Raw genomic sequence first — 24021 nt, 5'->3', positions numbered from 1 at the left:
ATGTCCACCACCCTCACCTACCGCGACAAGATCGCCGTGCTCGATCTCGGCGGCGACGAGAACCGCTTCTCCCCCGACTTCCTCACCGCGGTGAACGCCCACCTCGACACCGTGGTCGCCGACGGCGCGCACGCGCTGATCACCACCGGCGGCGGCAAGTTCTACTCCAACGGCCTGGATCTGGAGTGGCTGACCGCCAACGGCGACCGCACCGACTGGTACGTGGCACAGGTGCACGCCCTGTTCGCCCGCGTGCTCACCCTGCCGCTGCCCACCGCCGCCGCCCTGCCGGGCCATGCCTTCGGCGCCGGAGCCATGCTCGCCATGGCCCACGACTTCCGCGTCATGCGCGCCGACCGCGGCTACTTCTGCTTCCCCGAGGCCGATATCCGCATCCCCTTCACCCGCGGCATGGCGGCGCTCATCCAGGCCAAACTGGCCCCGAAGGCGGCGGTGGCGTCCATGACCACCGGCCGCCGCTTCGGTGGCACCGACGCCGCCGCGTACGACATCGTCGACGCCACCGCCCCCGAGGGCGAGATCGTGGACACCGCCGCCGCGCTGCTCACCCCGCTCGGTGAGAAGGACCAGGGCACGCTCGGCGCGATCAAGAACGTCATGTTCGCCGCCGCCGTCGCCGCCCTCACCACCCCGTAGTCGCGACGCATCACCCGATCCGCCCCGCCCGTTGCCGGTGTGCGCCCGTGCTGCCGCGTCGGCGGCGGAAACCCCAGCCCCGCGACCGGCATCGCCACAGCCGCCACACCAACGCCGCGTCGTCGCGGACGAGCAGGCGCGGCGACGCACCCGGCTGATGGCCTCCCCCACAGATGCGGCCGTGCGTCGGTCGGGCCGAGCCCGTGATCAGGGGGTGGCGGCGCGCAGGTGCGGCAGCAGCTGCGCGGCCACCGCGTCCGGTTTCTCGGCATGCAGGAAATGCCCGCAGTCCGGCAGTACGGCGTGGGTGACCCCGGCCCGTTCGGCCAGTACCCGCTGTAGGTCCGCCGACAGCGCGCCGTCACGCGCACCGGCCAGGGCCAAGGTCGGCAGGGTGGGCAGCGGGGCGAGCAGCAGGCGGTGGAATTCGCGGGTGGCGGCGCGGTGCACGGTGAGCAGCGACCGGTAGTAGCGGGTCGCCGCCCAGGCCAGCAGGGGGTCGGTGAAAACCCGTGCGGTGGGCGCGAACTGGGCGGCGCTGAAATCCCAGCCCGGCGACCAGCGTCGCCACAGCCGCCGCACGAACGCCGCGTCGTCGCGGACCAGCAGGCGCGGCGACGCACCCGACTGCATGAGCGGAATATAGGCCGACATGAGCAGCTGGCGCGGCAGCAGCGGCAGCGACCGCGCGGCGAACCCGCCGCCGAACGGCGGTATCGCCAGCACCGACAGGGAAAGCCACCGGCGGGGATGCTGTTTCGCCAGCACCAGTGCGACGAACGCGCCCCAGTCGTGCCCGACCAGATGGGTGCGCGGCGCGCCCAGCGCGCCGTACCAGGCGGCGATATCGGCGCTCACCGCCATCAGGTCGTAACGCGCCGTCCGCGCCGCCGAACCCGGGGTGTATCCGCGCAGCCACGGTGCGAGCACCTGGAAGCCGCCGTCCACCAGGACCGGAACCACACCGTCCCAGGTGTGCGGCGTATCGGGGAATCCGTGCAGCAGCAGCACCAGCGGCGCGCTGTCGGGCCCGGCGTGCCGGGCCGACAGCTCCAGGCCGTCACGGCGCAGCGTCAGGGTGCTCTCGGGGATGGACGATGCCATGAACCAACCTCTCATCGAAACGCCCCGGCCGCCGGACAGCGCGGCCGGGAACGCCGCCGACGGACCACCGGCCCGCCGACGGCGGAGAAGTTCGTGGCCCCCAACCGAGCCAGGAACGATACGGGTGCGCCGGGTCCCGCGCGGCCCCGGCGCCTGATACGCGGTCGACCCGCGAGCACCGACGGCGCGGGCGCGCGATCAGCGGCCCCGCCACACCGGCGGGCGCTTCTCGGCGAAGGCGCGCACGCCCTCACCCGCGTCCTCGCTGGACAGCGCCGTGGCCGCGATCCGCCCCTGCCGGTCGAAGGCCTCGCCGCTGGGCCAGTCGGGACTCTCGTCGATGATCCGCTTGGAGGCGGCCACACTCAACGGGGCGTTGACCGCGATCCGCTCCGCCAGGGCCAGCGCGGTGTCGAGGGCGTGGCCGGGTGCGGCGATCTCGTTGATCAGGCCGAGGTCGGCGGCGCGGGCGGCGGTGATGGGGTCGCCGGTCAGCGCCATCTCCATGGCGACGGCGCGAGGGATGCGCTGCGGCAGGCGCAGCACACCGCCGCCGACGGCGACCAGGCCGCGCTTGACCTCCGGAATGCCGAAGACGGAATCCCGCGCGGCCACGATGAGATCCGCGCACAGCGCGAGTTCGCAGCCGCCCGCCAGCGCCGGACCCTCCACGGCGGCGATGAGCGGTTTGACCGGTGGCCGGCCCACGATGCCGAGGATGCCGCGCCGTTCGGTCACCGGTACCTCGCCGCGCGCGGCCGCCTTGAGATCCATTCCGGCGCTGAAGAATCCGCCCGCCCCGGTGAGAACGGCGATACGCGCGTCCGGGTCGGCCTCGTAGGCGTCGAGGGCGCGTTCGATGCCGAGCGCGGTGGCCAGGTCGATGGCGTTGCGGGCGTGCGGCCGATTGATGGTGATGACGGTGATGTGGCCGCGCCGTTCCACCAGCACCGGCGCGGGCGGCGGTGCGGGCAGCGCCACCCGGGTGGTGTCGGTGACGCGCACCCGGTCGCCGGAGACGGTGACCGGCAACCCCAGCAGATCCCCGTCGGTGAGGTCGGTGAGCAGTGCGGAATCGGTGCAGCGCACCAGCACCCGCGCCCCCTCCGGCGTCAGCAGCGACAGGATCGCCGCCTCCGGCCGACCGTCCCGGTCGTAGGGCAGCGTGTACGCCTCCACCACGGCCTCTCCGTCGTAGCCGGTGCGGGCCGGGCGGGCGGGCGGATGGTCGATCACGGGTGTCAGATGCCGGTATCCGGCGCGTGGCGGGGTCGTCGAGTACACGCCGACCGCGTGCTTGGTCAGGTACCAGCCCAGCGAGGTCGCCAGCCCGAAGCTGCCCGGTTCGGCGCGCAACCGCTGCACCAGCGTCGCCACCGCGTGCCCGCCGTAGTTGTTGCCCGGCCCGCCGCCGAAGGTGAGCCCGCCGGTCACCGACAGCGGCCGCTTCGGATCGTCGACGGGCAGGCCGAGTTCGCGCGCGGCGATCTGCACCGCCACCGGGAAGCAGGCGTACAGGTCCACGTGCGCGAGATCGTCGGCGGTGATCCCGGCATGGTCGAGCGCCGCCGCGCCCAGTGTCCGGATGGCCGGGGAGGCGGCCAGTTCCGCGCGCTCGCTCACGAACCATTCGTCGTGCCCGGACGCGCCCGCGTGCAGGAACACCCACTTGTCCTGTGGGATTCCGGCTGCCTCGGCCGCGGCGGCACTGCACACCACGATGCCGGAGGCCATATCGACGGTCAGGTTCGCGCATTCGAGTTTGGTGTAGGGCGCGGAGATCATGCGGTTGTCGGCGGTGACGGTCGCGATCTCCTCGGCGCTGTACTCGCGCGGCTGCCAGGCGTGCGGGTTCCGCGCCGCCACCGCCGACAGCCGCGACCACAGTTCGGCCACCGCGCGGGCGTGCTCGGCCGGGCCGCGGCCCAGCCGGTGCCGGTTCGCGGACTCCAGCAGCGCGTACATATTGATCGGCGCGAGCAGCCCGGCCGTGGTCTCGGGCGCGTTGTTGGCGGGCTTGTCCACCCCCACCGTGCGGGTCGGGCGCACCTGCTCACCCTGCACCGGCCAGTCCACCTCGACCCCGGCGCGCTGGGCGGCCGCCTGGGTGGCCCCGGCCTCCGCGCCGGTCACCAGCACCACGTCGTACTCCCCGGCGGCCACCGCCGCGGCCGCCTCGTTGAGCACCAGTTGCCCGCCGTCACCCCCGAACGGACTGGATTGCACGGTGTCCACCTCGCCCGCGCCCACCGCAGCGGCCACCAGCGCGCCCAGATCCCGGTACTGCCAGGAGGTGGACGCCACCGCGAACACCGCGTCGGCCTGCCGCAGCAGCGCCTCACCCGGGCCCGCGTCGGCGGCGGCCTCGCGCAGCGCCCGCACGGCCAGATGCGCGGGATCGCGGTACGCCGGATCGGGGGTGCGCGCCACGATCTGACCGACACCCACCAGCACCGGGGTGGACGGCGCGAGCACGGTGTCGGATGCCTGGTGCCGCACCGCCTTCCGCGCTACGCGCGGCTTCGCGGGTGCCGCGTCGGCCAGGATGGCGGGCAGCGCGCCCAGCGAATCCCGCAGTGCGTCACCGAGACTGCGCGCCACCGACCCGCCCAGCGGGCCGTCGATGGGCGGCCCCGCCAGCCCGGCGTCCACCGCCACCAGCGCTCCGTCCCCGGCGGGCACGACACTCACCCAGAACGCCAGCCGCAGCCCCTGCGGCCCGGTGCCGCGCAGTTCCACCCCGGTGTCGGTCACCGCGGCGACGGTCCAGTCCAGATCGGCCGGAATGCCCATGAACCGTGCCTGCTGGGTGAACTCCAGGCCCGGCTCGGCCGGTCCGGGCGGATCGCCGCGCCAGCCCGCGTGGAACGACATCCACTCCGGCAGCCGGTCGAGCTGGACCAGGTAGTCCAGCGCCTGCCGCGCGGGCACCTCGACCGACTGCCGGGCCTGGGCGGTGCGCGCGTAGTCGGCCAGCCCGTCCGGCGGCGAGTACGCGCCGTCGGCGACCGGCGGCTGCGGCTGCGCCCCCTTCCCGGTGAACCCGGCGACCAGGTCGCGCACGATGCGGGGATCCCTGCGCACCGCCCCCAGCAGTTCGCCGCCCGCGCGAATCTGCCTGCGCACCATACGGAACCGATCGAATCCGGGCACCGCCGTCACCGTCCTACCTCCTCATCGAGGGTGAGAGCCTTGGAGACTCACCGTATCGCCATCTACGTGCCAGCGGGAGGGTCGATCCGGCGGCGCCGCCGCGCGGTGACAAACGCGACCAATCGGGCAATGTCTCGGTTACCCTCGGTGATGTTGTGTCGTCGTCTCGTCGTCCGTTCCATCGGCAGGAAGCGAGCGCACCATGCGTGTGGGATTCATCGGCACCGGCCGCATCGGCGGCACCCTGGCGCGACTGCTGGTCGCCGGCGGCGACCACGTCATCCTCAGCGCCGCCCACCCCGACGGCCCCGCGACCCTGGCCGCCGAACTCGGCCCGCAGGCCACCGCCGCCGCCTCGCCCGAGGAGATGCTCGCCGCCACCAATGTGGTGGTCATCGCCGTCTGGTGGGAGGCGTTCGAGACGCTGGCCCGCGACTACGGTGACGCGCTCCAGGGCAAGATCGTCATCGACACCAGCAATCCGCTCACCGAACGCGACGGCCAGGTGGTGCCGGTTCCCATCCCCGACGGGCTCACCAGTCCGGAATACCAGCTGAAGCGCCTCGGGAACGTACGGCTGGTGCGCAGCTTCGGCGACCGTCTCGCCGCCGACCTGCTCGCCGACGGGCTGCGCGGCCAGCGCACCGGCGAGACCACCGATATGTGGTACTGGAGCGATGACCGGGAGGCCGCCGCCACGGTGGTGCCGCTCATCCGCGACGCCGGGTTCCATCCCGTCGACGGCGGCGGACTGGCCCAGTCCAAGAACGCGGGCGAATAGCGCGTCCGACTGCGGGGCGCGTACCCGCCCCGCAGTCCGTCGGCGTGATCGCCCGCGTTAGAGCCGAATTCCCAGCAGTGCGTCCACCGCGTCGCGCACCAGTCCCGGCGCGGCGGTGTCGGAGCCGCCGTAGTTCACCGCCTGCTGCGCCCAGCTGTCCACGGCGGCAAGCGCTTTCGGCGTATCGAGATCGTCGGCCAGATGCTGGCGCAGCCGGGCCACGGTGTCCTCGGCGGCCGGGGCGGAGGTCAGCGCCGTCGCCGCCCGCCAGCGGTCCAGGCGGGAGAACGCCTCGGCGAGAACGGCATCCGACCACTCCCGATCCTGCCGGTAGTGCCCGGCGAACAGCCCCAGCCGGATGGCGGCCGGATCGGTGCCCGAGCGGCGCAACGCCGAGACGAACACCAGGTTGCCGCGCGACTTGGACATCTTCTCGCCGTCCAGGCCGATCAGTCCGGCGTGCACGTAGTGGCGGGCGAACCGGCGGCCCTTCACCAGCGCCTCGGCGTGCGCGGTGGAGTACTCGTGATGCGGGTAGATGAGGTCGCTGCCGCCGCCCTGGACATCGAATTCGGTGCCGATGCGGTTGAGCGCGATGGCCGCGCACTCGATATGCCAGCCGGGCCGCCCCGTGCCGAACGGCGCGGGCCAGGACGGTTCGCCCGCGCGCTCGGCCCGCCACAGCAGCGGGTCGATCGGATCCCGCTTGCCGGGCCGCTGCGGATCGCCGCCGCGCTCGGCGAAGAAACGCTCCATGGTGGCGCGGTCGTAGCCGGACTCGTAGCCGAACTGCTCGGTGGCGTCGTGGCGGAAGTAGATATCGGGATGGTCCGGGTCGTCCACCACATAGGCCGCGCCGCAGGCCAGCAGTTTGTCGACCAGCTCCACGACCTCCTGCACCGATTCGATCGCGCCCACGTAGTGCCGCGGCGGGATCACCCGCAGTTCGCTCATATCCTCGCGGAACAGGTCGATCTCGCGGCTGCCCAGCTCCCGCCAGTCGATGCCGTCGCGCTCCGCCCGCTCGAACAGCGGATCGTCCACATCGGTCACGTTCTGCACGTAGTGCACCTCGTGCCCGGCGTCGCGCCAGATCCGGTTGACCAGGTCGAAGGTCAGATAGGTGGCGGCGTGGCCGAGGTGGGTGGCGTCGTAGGGGGTGATGCCGCAGACGTACATGGTGGCGGTCCGCCCCGGCGCTACCGGGCGCACCTGCCGGTCGGCGGTGTCGTACAAGCGCAACGCCGGTCCGGATCCGGGGACGGTCGGGACAGCGGTATCGGACCAGGACTGCATGATTCGAGGGTAAAGGGACGATCGAGGCAGCTCCGCGCCGCCCCCGCGCGACGAGACCCGCACCACCCACGGCGATATGCGCGGACCTGCATGAAAGCACGCTGGGTGCGGACGTCAACCCTTGGAATCATGATGTACGCAACGAAACGCGGCATGAGATTCAGAAGGCGGGCCAGGGAATCGGCCGGTTGTTGTCGGGCAGCGGCAGCCGCGGATCGTCGAGTAGGGCCCGCGCCCGCGTCTCCAGGGCGTCGATCTCGGCGTCGGTGATCAACTCCGCCAGCCCGTCGCCCAGCTCCCCCGGCAGTGCTTTGACGAAAACCGTGATGTCGGAGAGTAACTCGTCCTCGATCGGCTCCCCGGCCCATCCCCACAGCACGGTCCGCAGCTTCGGATCGGTGTGCAGGCAGATGCCGTGGTCCACCCCGTACACCCGCCCGTCGGCGCCGTCGAGCGCGTGCCCGCCCTTGCGGTCGGCATTGTTGAGCAGCGCGTCCAGGACGGCGAGCCGCCGCAGCCGGGGATCGTCGGCGTGCACCAGCGAGACCGGACGCCCCGAGCCGTCCAGCGCGCGCAACACCTCGCGGAACCCGTCGGGCACCTGCCCCGCCGGGCACAGATCCACCAGCTCCGGCCGCCCGTCGACCGGTTCGGTCTGATCGACCCACCGCTGCACCATGCCCGGACCCACCGGCCCGTCGCGCAGGATGGTCTCGGGTATCAGCTCCCAGCCCAGCGCCTCCGACACCCGGTAGGACGCCACCTCCCGCCCGGCCAGGGTGCCGTCCGGGAAATCCCACAGCGGGCGCTCCCCGCGCACCGGCTTGTACACCACCCGCACGTCGTCGGCCTCACACACCAGCGTCACATTGCTGGCCGTGGTCACCCGCCCGACCACTGTCAGGTCGGCGGTCCGGAACGGGTCGCCGGTCATGGGCTCAGTCCTCGGCCTCGGTCGCGCCGAAGATGTCACCGCGCTTGTAGCCGTTGGTGCGTACGCACATATGGCCCTGCGGGGACAGCGGCTCCCCGCACAGCGGGCACGGCGGCCGTCCGGCGGCGATCACCCGCGCCGACCGTAGCGCGAACTCACGCGCCTGGATCGGGGTGAGGAACACCCGGACCGCGTCGGGCCCCTCCTCGGTGTCGTCGAGCACCACCGACTCGTCCACCTCGGTGTCGGTGATGGCCAGCAGTTCCACCACCACCGCGCCCGCGTCGGCGTCCCAGCCCAAACCCATGGTGCCGACCCGGAATTCGGCGTCGATCGGGGTGACGAGCGGGTCGGTGTCGGCCACGTCGGCGGCCTGCGGCGGCACCGGGGTGCCGAAGCGGCGGGCCACCTCGTCCAACAGCAAGCCCATCCGATCGGCCAGCACCTTCACCTGCTGCTTCTCCAGCAGCACGCTGATCACCCGCGGTTCCTGCACGGCCTGCAGGTAGAAAGCGCGGTCGCCCGGCTCGCCGACGGTGCCGGCGACGAATCGATCGGGGGTGCGGAAAATGTGGATTGCTCGTGTCAATCTGCACCTCCTGACTGCCCTACACGGGATGAGAACTACTCGGCATGAGAATCGGGGCGTTCCGCATCCCCATTATCCGTACTCGCGGTATTGCCCGTCTCTCCACCGGGAACCGGACCGGTGGCCGCGGCGTCGCCGCGCTTCGGGGAAACCGCCGCCAACGTGGACAGATCCGTACCCGTGTCGTTCACCCGCCACACATACGGGGCGGTCGGTGTGTACCGGACCACGCTGATCGAGGCGGGCTCCACGACGATGCGCTGAAACAGGTCCAGATGCATGCCGTACGCGTCCGCGAGCACGGATTTGATGACGTCGCCGTGGGTGCACGCCACCCACAACGCATCACCCCCGTGTTTTCGTGCCAGCGCCGCATCGTGTTCGCGCAGAGCGGACACCGCACGGAACTGCACCTGCGCCAAGCCTTCTCCACCCGGGAACGCCGCCGCCGACGCGTGCCGCTGCACCACCTTCCACAGCGGTTCGGACAGCAGCTCCCCCAGGGGTCTGCCGGTCCAGTCGCCGTAGTCGACCTCCAGCAGCCGTTCGTCGGGTTCGGGTTCGATACCGAGCTTGTCGGCCAGCGGGGCGACCGTGCGCTGGCAGCGCAGCAGCGGCGAGCACACGATGTGCTCGACGGGCAGCGAACCCAACCGCTGCACCAGCGCCTGCGCCTGCTCGCGGCCGCGGTCGGTCAGATCGACCCCCGCACCGCGACCGGCCAGCGTGTGGGCGGCATTCGACGTGGAGACGCCGTGCCGCAACAGGATCACCGTCACCGGGCCAGCCTACTGGCTACGAGGAAGACCGACATGTGATCACGTCGCCGAGATGACGCCGCCGGCGAGCAGGCCCATGACCGTCAGCCCCAGCACGATGCGGTAGCCCACGAACCAGTTCAGCGAGTGGCCGGCCACGAAGCGCAGCAGCCACGCCACCGACGCGTAACCCGCCACGAACGCGATGACCGTGGCCACCAGCAGCTGCGGACCGGAGGCGTTGAGTCCGGCCCCGGCGGGTTCGAAGGCATCCGGCAGCGAGAACAGGCCCGACGCGGTGACCGCCGGAATGGCCAGCAGGAACGAGAACCGCACCGCCGCCTCGCGAGTCAGACCGCAGAACAGACCGGCCGTGGACGTCGCCCCGGAACGCGACACGCCCGGGATGAGCGCCAGACACTGGGCGAAACCCATGACGAGGCCGTCGCGGGTGGTCAGCTGCTCGATCGGTCGCTGTTTGCGGCCGTAGTACTCACCGGCGGCGATCACCAGCGCGAAGGCGATGAGCATGAACGACACCAGCCACAGATTGCGCGCGCCCGTGCGGATCTCGTCCTTGAACAGGAAGCCGATCAGGCCGATCGGGATGGTGGCGATGATCACGTACCAGCCGATGCGGTAGTCGAGTTCGCGCTGGGCGTCCGCGTCCAGGCCGTGCCCCCCGTCGGTGTACACCGGCAGCTGGGTGGTGGGCTGATCGTGCAGCGGCACGGTCTGCCGCTGCCGGGCCTTCAGCTTCATGCCGACCGTGGTGAACCAGGCCACCATGATCCGCCGGATGTCCTTGGCGAAGAACACCAGAACCGCGGCCTCCGTGCCCAACTGGGTGACGGCGGTGAACGACGCGCCCGCGTCGTCACCGAAGAACACCGAGGACACGATTCGCAGATGCGCCGACGACGAAATCGGCAGAAACTCCGTCAAGCCCTGCACCAGCCCCAGCACCACCGCCTGCAGCCACGTCATCGACTCGCCCACACACCACTCCTGTCCACACCGAATCCTCTGCTCTCGGTGGGCAATTCGCCCACCGTCGACGGCCTGCCCCGCGTCCGGCTCGCCTCGATATCGCTGGCGACCCTACCCGCCCGCCCGCGCGGGCTGGTAGGGGTGCACCGCAATCGCGCTGTGGCGAGGCCGACGGCGAGGCTTGCACCCTCGGAAACGGCCCGTGCGCTTAGGCTGACGCGTGTGACACGAGGGTTTGCACGGTGATGGAACAGCGGACGGTGGGCCGCAGTGGGCTACGGGTGTCCCGGATGGGGCTGGCCACGCATACATGGGGCAGAGAAACCGACGCGGACGACGCGGGCGCCCAGCTCATGGCGTTCGTGGAGGCGGGCGGCACGCTCGTGGACACCTCACCCGCCTACGCCGACGGGACCGCGCAGCGCATTCTCGGTGAACTGCTGCGCGAGATCGGCCGCGACGAGCTGGTGTTGTCCGGGAGCGCGGGACGCACGCCGGTGCTGCCCGATCCCGCCGCGCCCGCGCCCGCGCCCACCCGCTGGACGGTGGACGCGTCGCGGCGCACCATGATGCGCCAACTCGACACCACCCTGTCGACGCTGGGTACCGACCATCTCGACATCTGGACCGTCGACGCCTGGGATCCGCACACCCCGCTGGAGGAGATCGCGGCCACGCTCGAATACGCGGTGCGCACCGGACGCGTGCGCTACGCCGGGGCGCGCGGCTACGACGCCTGGCAGCTGGCCACCCTGGCCGCGGCCGCGCCGATCACCGCCGCCTACTCGCCGTACTCGCTGCTGGCGCGCGGGGCCGAACACGAATTCGTGCCCGCGGCACAGCATCACGGCATCGGCGTGGTCGCTACCGCGCCGCTGGCGGGCGGCATCCTCACCGGCAAGTACCGGGACGGGGTGCCCGCGGATTCGCGCGGCGCGGACGAGGCCACGGCCGCCGAGATCCGGGCGCGGCTCGACGATCGGGCGGTGCGGGTGGTGGACGCGCTGGTGACCGCCGCCGACGGGCTCGGGGTGTCACCGCTGGCGGTGGCGCTGGCCTGGATCCGGGACCAGCCCGGGGTGGCGAGCATGATCGTCGGCGCGCGCGATATCGGGCAGCTCACCGGTGTGCTGGCGGCCGAAACCCTGGAACTCCCACGGGCCATCGCGGCCGCGCTCGGTGACGTGAGCGCCCGCACAGAATGAGCCAGGCTAGCCTTGCCTGCATGAGGAGTCTCGTGCGTGTTCGAACGGTGACGGCCCGGCGCTTCCTGCTCGTGCTGCTGGGCGTGAGCCTGGTCGCGGGCGTCACCGCCTGCGCCGCACCCGAGACGGGGAACTCCGGTCCCACCACCGCCGTGGTCGGCGACCTCGATCCGGTGCCGATCGGGCCGGAGCCCACGCCGGTGCTGCCCGCCACGGTGCGCTCCTTCGACGGCAGCGAGGTCACGGTCACCGACACCAGCCGCATCATCGCGGCCGACCGGTACGGGACGCTGGCGCAGACCGTGGTGGCGCTCGGGCTCGGCTCGCAGCTGGTGGGCCGCTCCAATTCCGCGTCCTTCCCGGCGGTGCGGGATCTGCCGACCGTGAGCGGCGGCGCGGGCACTCTCAACGTGGAAGCCGTCGCGGCATTGCGGCCCACCGTATTCCTCACCGACACCACCGCGGCCACTCCGGTCATCCGCGATCAGTTGCGGGCGCTGGGCATCACCGTGGTCTACTTCGACCCGCACCGCACCCTCGACGGTGTGGTCCCGCAGATCGAGGCGGTGGCCGCCGCGCTCGGCGTGCCGGAGGCGGGCGAGGCACTCGGGGAACGCACCCGCGCCGAGATCGACGCGGCCCGCGAAGCCGTTCCGCCGCAGGACGATCCGCCGCGCATCGCCTTCCTGTACCTGCGCTCCACCGCCATCACCATGATCGCCGGACCGGGTTCGGGCGCGGATTCGCTCATCACCGCCATCGGCGGCGTGGACGCGGGCACCGCCTCCGGCATCACCGAGGAATTCCTGCCCATCACCAGTGAGGCCATGATCGCCGCCGCCCCCGACGTGCTGCTCGTCATGAGCGACGGACTCGACTCCGTCGGCGGCGTCGACGGCGTGGAGAAGATCCCGGGCATCGCGCAGACTCCGGCGGGCCGCGACCGGCGCGTGGTCGACATGGCCGACGCGGTGCTGCTGTCCTTCGGCCCCAATACCGGCCGCGTGCTCGGGGCGCTCGCGGAGGCCGTCTACGGCGACCACGCGGCATGAGCGAGCGACCGGGAGGATCGGCCGATCGGGACCGACGGCCAGGGGTCGAACCCGCGGCGCAATCGGACCCCGAACGGAGTTCACCAGAGCCTGAACGGAACTTTGCGTACCCCGTACGGAGTTCTGGCGATCCCGAACGGGGTTTGGCTGCGGGATTCCAGGCTGCCCGTGAGCAGCGCGGTTCGGACACGCTGTCCCCGGCCGATGATCATCCGGCGACCGAGGAACAAGGGCGGCCCGGTGCCGACCACGGGATCGTCACGCCCGAGACGGCCGCGACGCCGCGGAGTCGCTCGAGCGCGGCGGGACCGGGGCGAACGGACGCGGCAGCGCTTGGGCGATCGGGCGCGGCAGCGCCGGATCGGTCCGCGACGGCGTCGATCCCGGACCCGGCGATGCCGCACGAGGTGTCCGCCGCCGCCGTCGATCCCGAACCCGGCCGCCGCGGCTGGTCGCGGACCACGCTGATCTTCGCGGGCGCGCTGGCGCTCATGGTGGTGCTCGCGGTCGTCTCGGCGGCCGTCGGGCAGGTGCCGACCACTCCGGCCGAGGTGGCGGGCAGCGTCCTGCATCGCATCGGGCTCGACTGGGGGCCGATGCCCTCCCACCCCGCCGGGGACGTGACGCTGTGGGAGGTGCGGTTCCCGCGCGTGCTGCTGGCCGCGCTGGTCGGGGCCGCGCTGGCGACCGCGGGTGCGCTGTTGCAGGGCGTGTTCGCCAATCCGCTGGCCGAACCCGGCGTGATCGGCGTATCCGCGGGGGCCGCGGTCGGCGCGGGCGTGGTCATCGTGGTGGGCGGTGCGTTCGCGGCCGCCTGGTCGGTGGCGGGCGGTGCGTTCGCGGCCGGGCTGGCGACCACGGTGCTGGTGTACGTGCTGGCGCGTTCCAACGGCCGCACCGAAGTGGTGACGCTGGTGCTCACCGGGGTGGCCATCAACGCCTTCGCCGGTGGCGTGCTGTCGTTCCTGCTGTTCACCGCCTCCCCGGCGGCGCGCGACCAGATCGTGTTCTGGCAGTTGGGCAGCCTCAACGGGGCCACCTGGCAGGCGGTGGCGGTGGTGGCGTCGCTGACCGCGGTGGGTGTGCTGGCCGCCGTGCTCATGGCCCCGAAACTGGACCTGCTCGCCCTGGGCGAGTCGGCCGCCCGGCATCTGGGCGTGGACGTGGAACGGCTGCGGCGCAATGTGATCGTCGTGGTGGCCGTGCTGGCCACCGCCGGGGTGGCGTTCACCGGCATCATCCTGTTCGTCGGCCTCATCGTGCCGCATCTGGTGCGCATGCTGGTCGGGCCCGCGCACCGGGTGCTCATTCCGCTGTCGGCGGTGCTGGGCGCGGTGGTGCTGCTGGCCGCCGATATCGGGGCGCGCTCGCTGGTGCAGAATGCCGACCTGCCCCTCGGCATGCTCACCTCCCTGGTGGGTGGCCCGTTCTTCTTCTGGCTGCTGCGCCGCACCCGCGCGCGTTCGGGAGGCTGGGCATGAGCGCGCGGGGGCGGCAGCGCGCACGCGCGGGGAGCCGACCGGCCGACGGCCGGTGGCGGGCGGTGGCGGGAGCCGGGCGGGTCACCCGTCCCGCGCCGGCCCGGAAGGCGGCGTCATGAGTGGAAAGCTGGGTTTCGCAACGGTTTTCGGACGATCGCCCGCGCTGCCGCAGCCGCCCGAGTTCGGCGCGGTCACCATGAGCGCGCGCGGCCTGGTGGTCGAGCGCGGCAAGGGCCGCCGGGTGCTCGACGGGATCGACTTCGAGGTGCGCGCCGGGGAGATCGTGGCGCTGGTCGGTCCGAACGGCGCGGGCAAGTCCACCCTGCTCGCCGCGCTCACCGGTGAACTCGACCCGATCGCGGGCACCGTCGAACTCGACGGCCGCCCGCTGCGCGACTGGGCCCCCCTCGACATGGCCCGCCGCCGCGCCGTACTGCCGCAGTCGCACACCGTCGGTTTCCCGTTCACCGCCCGCGAGGTGGTCGCCATGGGCCGTGCGCCCTGGGTGCGCACCGAACGCCAGCACCGCGACGACGAGTTCATCGCCGCCGCCATGCGCGCCACCGACGTCACCCAGCTGGCGGCCCGCACCTTCCCGGCCCTCTCCGGCGGTGAACGCGCCCGGGTGGCCCTGGCCCGCGTCCTCGCCCAGGACACCCCCACCCTGCTGCTCGACGAACCCACCGCCGCCCTGGACCTGGGCCATCAGGAACAGATCCTGGCCCTGGCCCGCGACCGCGCGGCCGCGGGTGCGGCCGTGGTGGTCGTGGTCCACGATCTGGGTGTGGCCGCCGCCTACGCCGACCGGGTGGCCGTGCTGGACGCCGGGCGCATCGCCGCCGACGGCCCACCCCGAGCGGTGCTCACCACCGACCTGCTCACCCGCGTCTACCGGCATCCGGTCGAGGTGCTCGACCACCCGGTCACCGGAGCGCAACTGGTGCTGCCGGTGCGTGGCTAGCGCCGCGCAACCGGTGCCGAAGACCACGTCGGCCCCGGTGCCGTGACCACCACCGCGGCTGGATACCGACAGCCACCGGCAGTGGCGCTACGACACCCGGCTGCATCGAGCGAGCCCTACGTACCCGGCCGCAACGGTCAGACCTACCGCCACACCAGTTTCAGCACCGCCGGGGTCAACAGCATGCGAATCACGGTGGCGTCCAGCAGCAGCGCCGCGATCATGCCGTAGGCGATGTACTTCATCAGGACCAGATCGGAGAAGCCGAAGGCTCCCGTCACCACGATGAGGATCGCGGCGGCCGAGGTGATCACGCCGCCGGTGTGTGCGATGCCGTAGCGGATGGCCTCGGCGGGCGGCGCGCCGTCGGCGCGCGCCTCCGCCATCCGCGATTGCAGGAACACCTCGTAGTCGGTGGACAGGCCGAACAGCACGGTCACGATCAGCACCAGGACCGCGAACATGAGCGGGCCGGGGGTGAAGTCGAACAGTTCCGCACCGTGGCCCTCCACGAATATCCAGGTCAGGATGCCCAGCGTCGAGCCGAGGCTGAGGGCGCTCATCACCACCGCCTTCACCGCCAGCACCAGGGAGCGGAAGGCCGCGTACATGAGCGCGACGGCCGCACCGACCAGGATCAGGGCCAGCAGCGGCAGCCCTTCGATGAGGCCGTGGATGCTGTCGCGCTCCAGAGCCGGAACGCCGGCGACCATCACCCGCGCCCCGGGCGGATCGGGAATGCCGCGCAGGGCCGCGATGGCGGCGTCGGCGTCGCTCTTGTCGATCAGCCCGGACCCCAGCACGGTCACCCCGTCCTCGGTCGGCGCGAACGGATCGAACGGCCCGGTCATCAGTCCCGCCGTGCGCTGGTTGGCCTCGTACCGGATATCCGAGAGCTGCTGCGGATCCGCGTCCACCACAACCAGTTTCAGCGGTTCGGTGCGGAAGCCGGGAAACCGCTCGTCGAATTCCTGCTGCGCCACCCGAGCCGGATTGTCCGCCGCCAGATAGCGTTCGCTGAGCCCGCCGAACTCGATGTGGCGGAACGGCAGGATCAGCGCCAGCAGCATCAGCACCACCGGCACGATCACCAGCCACGGCCGCCGCATGGCGAATACCGCCAGCCGCGAGAAGAACCCGGCGTCGATCTGCTCGGCGGTGCGGATGCTCGCGAACCGACGCCAGCCCCACAGGTCGATGCGCTCGCCGACGATGCTGAGCACCGCGGGCAGCGCCGTCACCGACAGCACGGCCGCCAGCAGCACCGAACTGATACCGCCCAGCGGCACCGAGCGCAGCACCCCGTTCGGGTAGATGAACAGCGCGCCCAGGCTCACCGCGATGATGGCCGCCGAGAACAGCACCGTGCGACCGGCCGTGGCCACGGTGCGCGCGGTGGCCTCCTCCACGCCGCGTCCGGCCGCCAGCTCCTCCCGGAACCGGGTCACCGCGAACAGCCCGTAGTCGATGGCCAGACCCAGGCTCACCAGGGTCACCACGGCACTGGCGAAGACGTTGACCTCGATGTGGTCGGTGAGCATCCGCATGATGCCCTGGCTGCCCAGAATCGTCATCCCGCCGATGAGCACCGGCAGCAGTGCGCCGATGACACCGCCGAAGACGAAATACAGCAGGATGGCCACGATCGGCAGGGCAATGAGCTCGGCCCGGTGGATATCGCGCTGCATGCCGGTATTGATGCCCTCGACCACCGGTTGCAGCCCGGCCAATTGCACGGTGGTGCCGCCCGGCCCGGCACCGGCCGCCCCGGCCCCGAACTCGTCCTTGATCGCCAGGTAGTTGTCCACCGTCTCGGTGCCGCCGTCGCCGCGCAGCCCGATGGAGGCGAAGGCGTGCGTGCGCGACTCGTCGGCGAACCGCCCCATGAGCGAGCCGTCCCAATACGAGTCGATCTTGAGAATCCGGTCCGGGTACCGCTCGCGCAGCCGCTCCAGATCATCCGCCACGGCCGTGCGGACCGCCGGATCGTCCACCGTCCGTCCCGCGGGTGCGGTGTAGAGCACGATCAGATCCGAATCGGTGTCGCGCCCGAAGGTGCTGTCGGCCAGTTTCGCCGCCGCCACCGACTCGCTGGATTCGTCGAACCAGCCCTCCTGCGACAGGTGGTCACCCAGATCCCGCCCGTAGAATCCCGACGCCAGCACGGCGAGCGCGAACACGGCGAACACCAGGTACCGGTTGCGGTGGATCATGCGCCCCCACCGCAGGGAACCGGTCTCGATCACGGGTCAGCCGCAGGCCGCGGTGGTGTAATCGGCCGACCGCAGAATGCCGCACAGATCGGTGCGCGAGATCTTCCAGCGGCCGTCGTCGTGCACGAAATGCACCACGGTGGTGCGCACATTCGAGCCGGTGCCGTCCTTGTCCAGGCTCAGGGTGGCGGTCAGCGTGCCGTCGCGGTTGTCGAACACCGGATCCCGCACGCCGTAGATCGCCCGCGGGTTGTCCTGCAGCGCCCTGTACATATCGGGAATCGCGTCCCGGAAGGCCTCACCGTCCTCGATGAGGGCGGTGCGCTCGGAATCCGGCAGGTTGGGGTCCAGCGCGGACTTGATCTGCGCGTCGAGCTCGGCCGCGGTCGGAATGGCCGCCCGCACGGCGGCGCTGCTGCTGGCCGCGGCCGCCGCACTCGACGATTGCGCCGCGTACGCCGAGGAGCGGGCCGCCGACACCGACTCGTCGTCACCGCCCCCGCCGCAGGCCGCGAGCGCGGCGGCGAGCACGGAGACGGTGAGCGCGGTGGCTGCCGAACGTCGAAGTGCCATCAACTTCCTCGCGTCGAACTGATGTTGCTTGCCCCTAGTCAATCATGCGCGAGCGGGACCGACCGGTCGGCAGGTCATATTCCGTCGATGACATTGCTCAAACGCCCCAATAATGCTCGTACCGTGGTGGTTTCGCGCGGCTGCGCGGCCGCCACCGGCGTGGCCTGCGGGACCAGATCGCGGACCAGCGCCACCACGCTGCGCTCGTCGTCGAGATCGATGTCGGCGACGGTGGCCTGCGCGACCGCGACCACATCGGAGGTATCGGGGACGTCGGTGTCGAGATCCTCGCGGTAGATCTCCAGCACGAGCACGGAACGGACCGTGCGGAAGGCGAAGGTCCGGCCGTCCCCGGTGACGCCGAACCCGTGTGCGTAGCGACCTACGGTCACATCGTCCACGGCGAATCCGGATGTGTGGTCTGTCACCAACCGCTCTCCCTGATGCTGCTCGGTGTTCACTTCCACCGTAACCTTTGCCGCCGACGGCTCGCCGCCGCGAACACCCCCGCCCGGTGGGCGCGGCAGCGCATCATGGTCAGATGAAGAGGAACGCATGGGTTCGTCGGAGGACAAAGGAGTTCGGTGCATGCGCCGTCGCGGCTGGATCCGGTACACCCTCGCGGGCGCGGCGGCGGTAACCCTGCTCGCGGGCTGCTCGTCCGGAGGCGACGCCTCCGACAAGCCGACCCGCGAACCGGCCGCCCCCGCCAGCGCACCCGCCGCCGCCGACCCCACCGGTGAGGTGAGCCCGAGCGCGCCCGTCGCGGCGCTGCTGGCCGAACCGGAGACCGGTGTGCTCGCCGTGCTCACCGAGGACGGAAAAGCGTTGCGGCTCATCGACCGTGGCGTCTCCCCCGGCGCGGAACGCACCGTCGCGCTGCCCGCCGCCGCGGCGTCGCTCGCGCTCGGCGCGCCCGGTGAGATCCTCGCCCCCGCCCCGGATCGGGTGGTGCGCGTGCGGGCCGCCACCGGCACGGTCACCGAGCTTCCGGTCGACGGCGACGCCCGCACCGCCGCACCGCGCCCCGACGGCGGCCTGGCGGTCGGCCTCGCCGACGGTCGCGTCCTGATCCTCGACGCCGCGGGCGCGCTCACCCGCACCGTGCGGGGCCTGGTCTCCGCCGACACGGTGGTGACCGTGGGCGAGGAGGTGGCGGCGCTGGACCGCCGCCAGACCCTCGTCACCGAACTCGACCTGGACGAGGACCGTCCCGGGTTGATGCTGCGCACCGGCGACGGTGCCGGCGCCATGATCGGCGACCATTTCGGTCGCCTTCTCGTCACCGACACCGCGGGCGGTGAGCTGCTGGTCTACACCGTCGATCCGCTCGTGCTGCGCCAGCGGTTCCCGGTAGGCTCTTCGCCCTACGCACTCGCCTACGATCAGCGGTCCGAGACCGTGTGGGTGACGCTGACAGCGACAAACGAGGTCGTCGGCTACGACTTGTCGACGGGTATACCGGAAGAGGTGGGGCGCTACCCGACGGTGCGCCAGCCCGACACGGTGACCATCGACAGCCGTAGCGGCGACATGTTCGTGGGGTCCGGGACCGGTGACGGTCTGCAGCGGATCGCCGCGGATCAGCGAAAGGGGCAGTGATGGCCGGGGCCTCACGATCGGCGCGCCAGCGCTCACTTCCGGCGGGCTGGGAGGACACCAGCGACGAGTACGAATACATACCGTTGCGACTGCCACCCGACGTGACCCGGGTCACCGCCTCCATGCGGCTGGCCATCCAGGCCGAATTCGGGGGGTGGGAACTGTCGCGCGTGCGCGCCTACACCGACGGCAGCCGCCGCGTCCTGCTGCGCCGCCGCAAAACCGCTCTATCCACGGCCGCCCCCGAGGCGGCGATGTGACCATGGGGGCCTTTCTGTACTCGCTGCTGCTCAAGATGATGTTCCTGCTCCCGCCGGAACGCATCCACCACCTCGCGTTCGGGGCCATGCGCATCGCCACCCGATTCGCGCCCACCCGCTGGGCGGTGTCGAAACTGCTCGTCGTCGACGATCCGATCCTGCGCACCACCGCCTTCGGCGTCGACTTCCCGTCGCCGCTGGGTCTGGCCGCGGGTTTCGACAAGAACGCCGACGGTGTCGACACCTGGGGACCGATCGGCTTCGGGTACGCCGAGATCGGCACGGTGACCGCACAGGCGCAGCCGGGCAATCCCGCACCGCGCTTGTTCCGGCTGCCCGCCGACCGGGCTCTCATCAACCGCATGGGCTTCAACAACCACGGGGCGGCCGCGGCCGCCGACAACCTGGCGCACCGGCGCACCGGCGGGGTGCCGATCGGCGCGAACATCGGCAAGACCAAGGTGGTGGAGGCCGCCGACGCCGACGCCGACTACGCCGTCAGCGCGAAACTGCTCGGCCCGCTCGCCGACTTCGTGGTGGTGAACGTCAGCTCCCCCAACACCCCCGGCCTGCGCGATCTGCAGGCGGTGGAATCGCTGCGCCCGCTGCTGCGCGCGGTCCTCGACAGCGTCGAGGTGCCGGTGCTGGTCAAGATCGCCCCCGATCTGTCCGACGACGATATCGACGCGGTCGCCGACCTCGCCGTGGAACTCGGCCTGGCCGGGATCGTGGCCACCAACACCACCATCCGCCGCGACGGCCTGCGCACCCCCGCCGCCGAGGTGGAACCCCTGGGGGCGGGCGGGCTCTCCGGCCCTCCGGTCGCCGACCGCTCCCTCGAGGTGCTGCGCCGCCTCTACGCCCGCGTCGGCGACCAGCTGGTCCTCATCTCGGTCGGCGGCATCGAAACCGCCGACCAGGCGTGGGAGCGGGTGCTCGCCGGAGCGAGCCTGCTCCAGGGCTACACCGGCTTCATCTACGGCGGCCCGTTCTGGGCGCGCCGCATCCACCGCGGCCTCGCGGACAGGCTGCGCGCCCACGGCTATTCGAACCTGAGCCAGGCGGTCGGCGCGGGGCACCGCGCGCGCAACGCCTGAAAGCTACCTCGCGCACCGACCGGGGCGGCCTTCGCGTGGCGACACCTGTCGTGGCACGCGATGCGAATACGCACCGCGTGCGATCACATCCAGCGGTGGCGTGCGCGCGCTCCCGTCACCGCCGGATGTCGCCGGGCCCATCCGGACAGCACCGGTTCCGGTCGTCCGGGTGGCGGTGCGGGCGGTTCATCCGGGGCGGCGGTGAGGCGCTCGGCCATCCGGCACGCGAGGGTGAGCACCGCCTGTTCGACGAGGACGCCCACGCTGTCGGCCAGTCGAGCGGCACGACCGTGCGCTCCCCCGTCGTACACCACCTCCGGATCCGACAGCAGCTCGTCCAATTCCATCCCCGCCCGGGCCTGCTCCCGGGTGAGCCGGTGTTCGGGCAACCAGCTCAGGCGCCACGCCCGCGCACCACCCTCGGGTACACGGAACGCGTACTCCGGGGTGATATCGCTGGTCATGGCCCATTCTGTGTTGTCGATTGCCACTGGGTCCTCCCATCGACACCGCGGGAGGGACAGGTTCCCCGCCCATCCCGCCGTGTGTATCCGGCACGAGCGGTCGCCCGCACCGGCGCTCTCGCGGCCCGAGGCTCATGCCCCGCGCCGCCGCATGAGCACGTACATCGCTTCCTCTACGGCTATACCGAGTTCGTCGGCACTGACGATCGCCCGCGCGGCCACGATCACATCTCGTCGGCCAACTCGACCGCCACGTCAACTCCCACCGATCCGCCAGCTTGTGCGGCCACCTCCCCGGTGAGATCACTGGTCATCTGCCAGTCGGCCACATAAAACGTCACGACTCCCCCCGCTCCAGTCTGCGCCGGTAAAGAATGGACACCGCCTCCGTCACGGTGGTCCCGAGTTCCCCCGCGACCTCCTGCACCCGCCGCTCCACCTCGGATCCCCACTGATCCCGTGGCCCACTGAGCAATTCGGTGAACTCCATCGCGGCCCGCGCCTGCTCCTTCGTGAACCGCCGCCCCGGCCACCAACTCAGCTCCCACGCCGGTTCCACCGCATCGGCGCTCCGACGGGCCCACTCCTGGGTGCGGCTGCTGGTGATGGTGCGGCTGCTCTCGTAGATCATTGTGGATTTCCTGGCCGGTGAGATCGGGCGAGTCGTCGCCGCGGCCGTATGCGGGTACGCGCGAGACCGGTGATCCCGAATCGGTGATCCACCGGTGGCGACGAGAGGGCGAAGCGGTCCGGGCGGCTCTTACCGCACGCGGACGCCGGAGGTCTTCTCCCGCTCGGTCTCGGATTCTCGGCGCGCGGACCTGCGGCACCGTCGGACTCGCCGCTCGAGGAGCTTCACTCTCAGCACCAGGACCTCCCGACCGTCTTGGTGGGGGCGTTGCGTCGCCTAATCTGGAATGGCATTTGTCGGTGGTTCCGGCAATTGCCGCTGCCACAAGTGAATTGACCATTCCCTCGCGTGTTAAACATCGGCACCGTAACGCTACGGGTACCCGTTGCGCCGCCGGAGCCGCTAGGCGACGCACAGCTGTCATCATTCCACTTGTGGGTGGAGACGGACATCGCTGTGTCGCGGACGAGTCGGCTTCCGATGCGGCCGCGTCGATGACCGTTGCGGCCGAGCAGTGAGCGCGCGAAGCGCTACATGGAAGCCAAGCGCGTGCACGCCGGACATCTGCTGCGCGGCCACCCGCACTGACGGCAATTGCCTTCGCAACAATGCAATTGCCGATTCATCTGGAGGGACGGTAGCGCCATCGGTATCGTACGAACGAATGGCAACGCAGCGCAGCCCCCATGCCGCCGACCCTGCTCCAGCTTCGCAGGACCCCGGCGTGGTCGCGGTGCGCGGCATTCTCACCCGTCTCAGCAAACGATCCGGCTTGAGCTCCGACCGCCTGCGGGGCACCGAAATCGACGTCGGTGCCCTGCTCGACCTTCCGATCGTGCGCGAGAACGTCCTGCGAACCATGCGCTCGCCCGAGGAAGTCGTGCAGGACGTGATCGAGAACGCCACGCGCCTGCTGCAACCCACCGATCGTCTGATCGTCGACGCGGAGCTCTCGCTGGGTTTGCTGCGGGGAAACACCGAGGCCGGAATAGATACCGCGCGCCTCTATGCCGCCGAGCTCGGTGACCGGCGTGATTACCTGACGAGAAATTGGCGGAGGCTGCACGAGGCGTTCGGGGCCGACGCCATTCCTCCCGCGCCGTCCTCCGTGCGAACGCTACGTGGCGAACCCGAACGGCGTGCGTTCTCGGCACTTGCGCACCTACTCACCACGGCAACCGCTTTCGGTGCGGGACCGGTCGTTCGCCACGCTCATGCCGAGCGCGATGTACGCGGCAGGGTGACCGTGCTCGGCGACGCGGTGGTGGATCACAACTATGTGGTGGATCGCATGCCGGTGCCAGGTTCGTCGACATGGTGCGATCTCGAACGCTCACCCGGAGGCAAGGGGCTCAATCGTGCTGTCGCGGTCGCGAAGCTCGGGTTGGGGGCACAACTGATCGCGGCCGTCGGCGATGATCCCGAGGGCAGGGAATTGCTATCCCACCTGCGATTGCGTGGGGTCGACACCGGCCTGGTCAGCACCGTCGCGGCGGCGCGGACACCGGTGACCGCCGTGATCCTGCCGCATGGTGAGCTTCCGGTGAACATCGCCTACCGAGACGATCGCCTCCGCCTGCACGCGAACGACCTCGACGAGCGGCCACGTCATGCGGCCTTGTCGACGGCGGATGCCGTACTGCTGACCTTCGAGCAACCGGTGGAAGTGATCGTGCGGGCGTTGGAGGTCATCGCTGCGCGCCCATCGCCCTGCTGGGTGGTGGTGAACGCCTCGCCGCCACTGCGTGATTCGGTATCTCCCCGAAAGTTGTACCGCCACTTGCGTTCAGTGGACTACCTGATCGGCACCCCCGCCGAACTGGAACAGCTGGCCTCCGCACACGGCTCCGCCGTCGGCACGGCGGCGGAGCGGTTGCTCGGCCTCGGGGTCGACACGGTCTGTGCCATCGACGGCTTTCAGGTGACCGTCAGCTCCCGGGGCGGCGAGACGGTGGTCGGCTCGGTAGCGACGGCCATGGCTGGAACCTCCGGGGCGTACGCGGCGTTCTCCGCGGCGTTGACCTTCCGGCTGGTGACTGGCGGGCAACCGGCTCGTGACCCGGACTTCCGGTGGGCGGCTCGAGCGATGGTCGCCACGCAATCGGTGGGAACCGTGTCGGATGCGCTGCCGTCGGCCGCGGAGATCGACGCTCTGATGAACGTGGATACACCTCGCAAGCGTGAGTAATCCGGTGTTGCCGTCATCGCTGGCACACTCTT

Annotated in this window: 22 protein-coding genes; 10 read left to right on the top strand and 12 right to left on the bottom strand. The window is 71.2% G+C overall.

Annotation, left to right across the window (positions count from 1 at the left end; translation table 11 throughout):
• Entirely contained in the window at window positions 1-657 is a 657-nt protein-coding gene (locus QMO76_RS14870) for an enoyl-CoA hydratase-related protein (RefSeq protein ID WP_306361868.1), read from the top strand.
• A gap of 207 nt (window positions 658-864) precedes the next feature.
• Here QMO76_RS14870 and QMO76_RS14865 read toward each other — a convergent pair whose 3' ends face one another.
• Together QMO76_RS14865 and QMO76_RS14860 are read right to left on the bottom strand one after the other, a co-directional pair.
• Window positions 865-1761 carry an alpha/beta fold hydrolase gene (locus tag QMO76_RS14865; protein WP_306361867.1) on the bottom strand — a complete coding sequence of 299 codons (897 nt, stop codon included), beginning with the start codon at window positions 1759-1761 and terminating at the stop codon, window positions 865-867.
• A 198-nt stretch (window positions 1762-1959) separates the two neighbouring features.
• Entirely contained in the window at window positions 1960-4923 is a 2964-nt protein-coding gene (locus QMO76_RS14860) for a crotonase/enoyl-CoA hydratase family protein (protein WP_306361866.1), read from the bottom strand.
• Window positions 4924-5116: 193 nt separating this feature from the next.
• Here QMO76_RS14860 and QMO76_RS14855 point away from each other — a divergent pair, with 193 nt between their 5' ends.
• Window positions 5117-5695, top strand: coding sequence for an NADPH-dependent F420 reductase (locus tag QMO76_RS14855; RefSeq protein ID WP_306361865.1), 579 nt, complete (start codon window positions 5117-5119; stop codon window positions 5693-5695).
• Between the two features lie 57 nt (window positions 5696-5752).
• On the opposite strand, the gene mshC is transcribed toward QMO76_RS14855, so the two are convergent.
• The 5 genes from mshC to QMO76_RS14830 form a co-directional block, all read right to left on the bottom strand.
• Window positions 5753-6991: a cysteine--1-D-myo-inosityl 2-amino-2-deoxy-alpha-D-glucopyranoside ligase gene (mshC, locus tag QMO76_RS14850; RefSeq protein ID WP_306361864.1), complete on the bottom strand. Its 1239-nt coding sequence runs from the start codon at window positions 6989-6991 to the stop codon at window positions 5753-5755.
• A gap of 160 nt (window positions 6992-7151) precedes the next feature.
• Entirely contained in the window at window positions 7152-7925 is a 774-nt protein-coding gene (locus tag QMO76_RS14845; protein WP_306361863.1) for an SCO1664 family protein, read from the bottom strand.
• A 4-nt stretch (window positions 7926-7929) separates the two neighbouring features.
• Window positions 7930-8514, bottom strand: a complete 585-nt coding sequence (locus QMO76_RS14840; protein WP_306361862.1) for a DUF3090 domain-containing protein — start codon at window positions 8512-8514, stop codon at window positions 7930-7932.
• Between the two features lie 35 nt (window positions 8515-8549).
• On the bottom strand, window positions 8550-9293 hold the full coding sequence (locus QMO76_RS14835) for a histidine phosphatase family protein (RefSeq protein WP_306361861.1): 744 nt from the start codon (window positions 9291-9293) through the stop codon (window positions 8550-8552).
• Between the two features lie 39 nt (window positions 9294-9332).
• A complete protein-coding gene (locus QMO76_RS14830; protein ID WP_306361860.1) occupies window positions 9333-10271 on the bottom strand; it encodes an undecaprenyl-diphosphate phosphatase in 939 nt (312 codons plus the stop codon).
• Window positions 10272-10507: 236 nt separating this feature from the next.
• On the opposite strand from QMO76_RS14830, the gene QMO76_RS14825 reads away from it, so the two are divergent.
• The 4 genes from QMO76_RS14825 to QMO76_RS14810 all read left to right on the top strand — a co-directional run bounded on the left by QMO76_RS14825 (window position 10508) and on the right by QMO76_RS14810 (window position 14961).
• Window positions 10508-11467, top strand: coding sequence for an aldo/keto reductase (locus tag QMO76_RS14825; protein WP_306361986.1), 960 nt, complete (start codon window positions 10508-10510; stop codon window positions 11465-11467).
• A gap of 20 nt (window positions 11468-11487) precedes the next feature.
• Window positions 11488-12519 (top strand): hemin ABC transporter substrate-binding protein, encoded by a 1032-nt coding sequence (locus tag QMO76_RS14820; RefSeq protein ID WP_306361859.1) that lies wholly within the window; start codon window positions 11488-11490, stop codon window positions 12517-12519.
• Window positions 12520-13010: 491 nt separating this feature from the next.
• Window positions 13011-14000, top strand: coding sequence for a FecCD family ABC transporter permease (locus QMO76_RS14815; RefSeq protein WP_372341980.1), 990 nt, complete (start codon window positions 13011-13013; stop codon window positions 13998-14000).
• A 115-nt stretch (window positions 14001-14115) separates the two neighbouring features.
• The gene (locus QMO76_RS14810) at window positions 14116-14961 is read left to right on the top strand and encodes a heme ABC transporter ATP-binding protein (protein WP_306361857.1); all 846 of its coding nucleotides are present in this window, start codon (window positions 14116-14118) and stop codon (window positions 14959-14961) included.
• Between the two features lie 143 nt (window positions 14962-15104).
• Here QMO76_RS14810 and QMO76_RS14805 read toward each other — a convergent pair whose 3' ends face one another.
• From QMO76_RS14805 to QMO76_RS14795, 3 genes are all read right to left on the bottom strand, one after another.
• Window positions 15105-17207, bottom strand: coding sequence for an MMPL family transporter (locus QMO76_RS14805; RefSeq protein ID WP_306361856.1), 2103 nt, complete (start codon window positions 17205-17207; stop codon window positions 15105-15107).
• 3 nt (window positions 17208-17210) lie between these two features.
• Complete coding sequence (locus tag QMO76_RS14800) at window positions 17211-17747, bottom strand: hypothetical protein (protein WP_306361855.1); 537 nt, start codon at window positions 17745-17747, stop codon at window positions 17211-17213.
• 74 nt (window positions 17748-17821) lie between these two features.
• Window positions 17822-18175, bottom strand: a complete 354-nt coding sequence (locus QMO76_RS14795; RefSeq protein ID WP_306361854.1) for a hypothetical protein — start codon at window positions 18173-18175, stop codon at window positions 17822-17824.
• Window positions 18176-18335: 160 nt separating this feature from the next.
• On the opposite strand from QMO76_RS14795, the gene QMO76_RS14790 reads away from it, so the two are divergent.
• The 3 genes from QMO76_RS14790 to QMO76_RS14780 are packed head-to-tail and all read left to right on the top strand — an operon-like array spanning window position 18336 to window position 20706.
• Entirely contained in the window at window positions 18336-19349 is a 1014-nt protein-coding gene (locus QMO76_RS14790; protein WP_306361853.1) for a YncE family protein, read from the top strand.
• The gene (locus QMO76_RS14785) at window positions 19349-19609 is read left to right on the top strand and encodes a DUF5703 family protein (protein WP_029927778.1); all 261 of its coding nucleotides are present in this window, start codon (window positions 19349-19351) and stop codon (window positions 19607-19609) included. Before QMO76_RS14790 ends, QMO76_RS14785 begins: the two co-directional genes overlap by 1 nt.
• Window positions 19610-19623: 14 nt before the next feature.
• Window positions 19624-20706, top strand: coding sequence for a quinone-dependent dihydroorotate dehydrogenase (locus QMO76_RS14780; RefSeq protein WP_306361985.1), 1083 nt, complete (start codon window positions 19624-19626; stop codon window positions 20704-20706).
• Between the two features lie 83 nt (window positions 20707-20789).
• Here the strand turns inward: QMO76_RS14780 and QMO76_RS14775 are convergent, their stop codons facing one another.
• On the bottom strand, window positions 20790-21197 hold the full coding sequence (locus QMO76_RS14775) for a hypothetical protein (protein WP_306361852.1): 408 nt from the start codon (window positions 21195-21197) through the stop codon (window positions 20790-20792).
• Between the two features lie 310 nt (window positions 21198-21507).
• Window positions 21508-21801, bottom strand: a complete 294-nt coding sequence (locus tag QMO76_RS14770; RefSeq protein WP_306361851.1) for a hypothetical protein — start codon at window positions 21799-21801, stop codon at window positions 21508-21510.
• A gap of 514 nt (window positions 21802-22315) precedes the next feature.
• Here QMO76_RS14770 and QMO76_RS14765 point away from each other — a divergent pair.
• On the top strand, window positions 22316-23989 hold the full coding sequence (locus tag QMO76_RS14765) for a carbohydrate kinase family protein (protein WP_306361850.1): 1674 nt from the start codon (window positions 22316-22318) through the stop codon (window positions 23987-23989).
• The last annotated feature ends 32 nt before the right edge of the window (window positions 23990-24021 follow it).

Origin of the sequence: Nocardia sp. CC227C (assembly GCF_030767025.1) — a bacterium.
Taxonomy (GTDB): domain Bacteria; phylum Actinomycetota; class Actinomycetes; order Mycobacteriales; family Mycobacteriaceae; genus Nocardia.
Note: the sequence above shows the minus strand (reverse complement) of the source record. Positions and strands in the feature narration are given on the sequence as shown.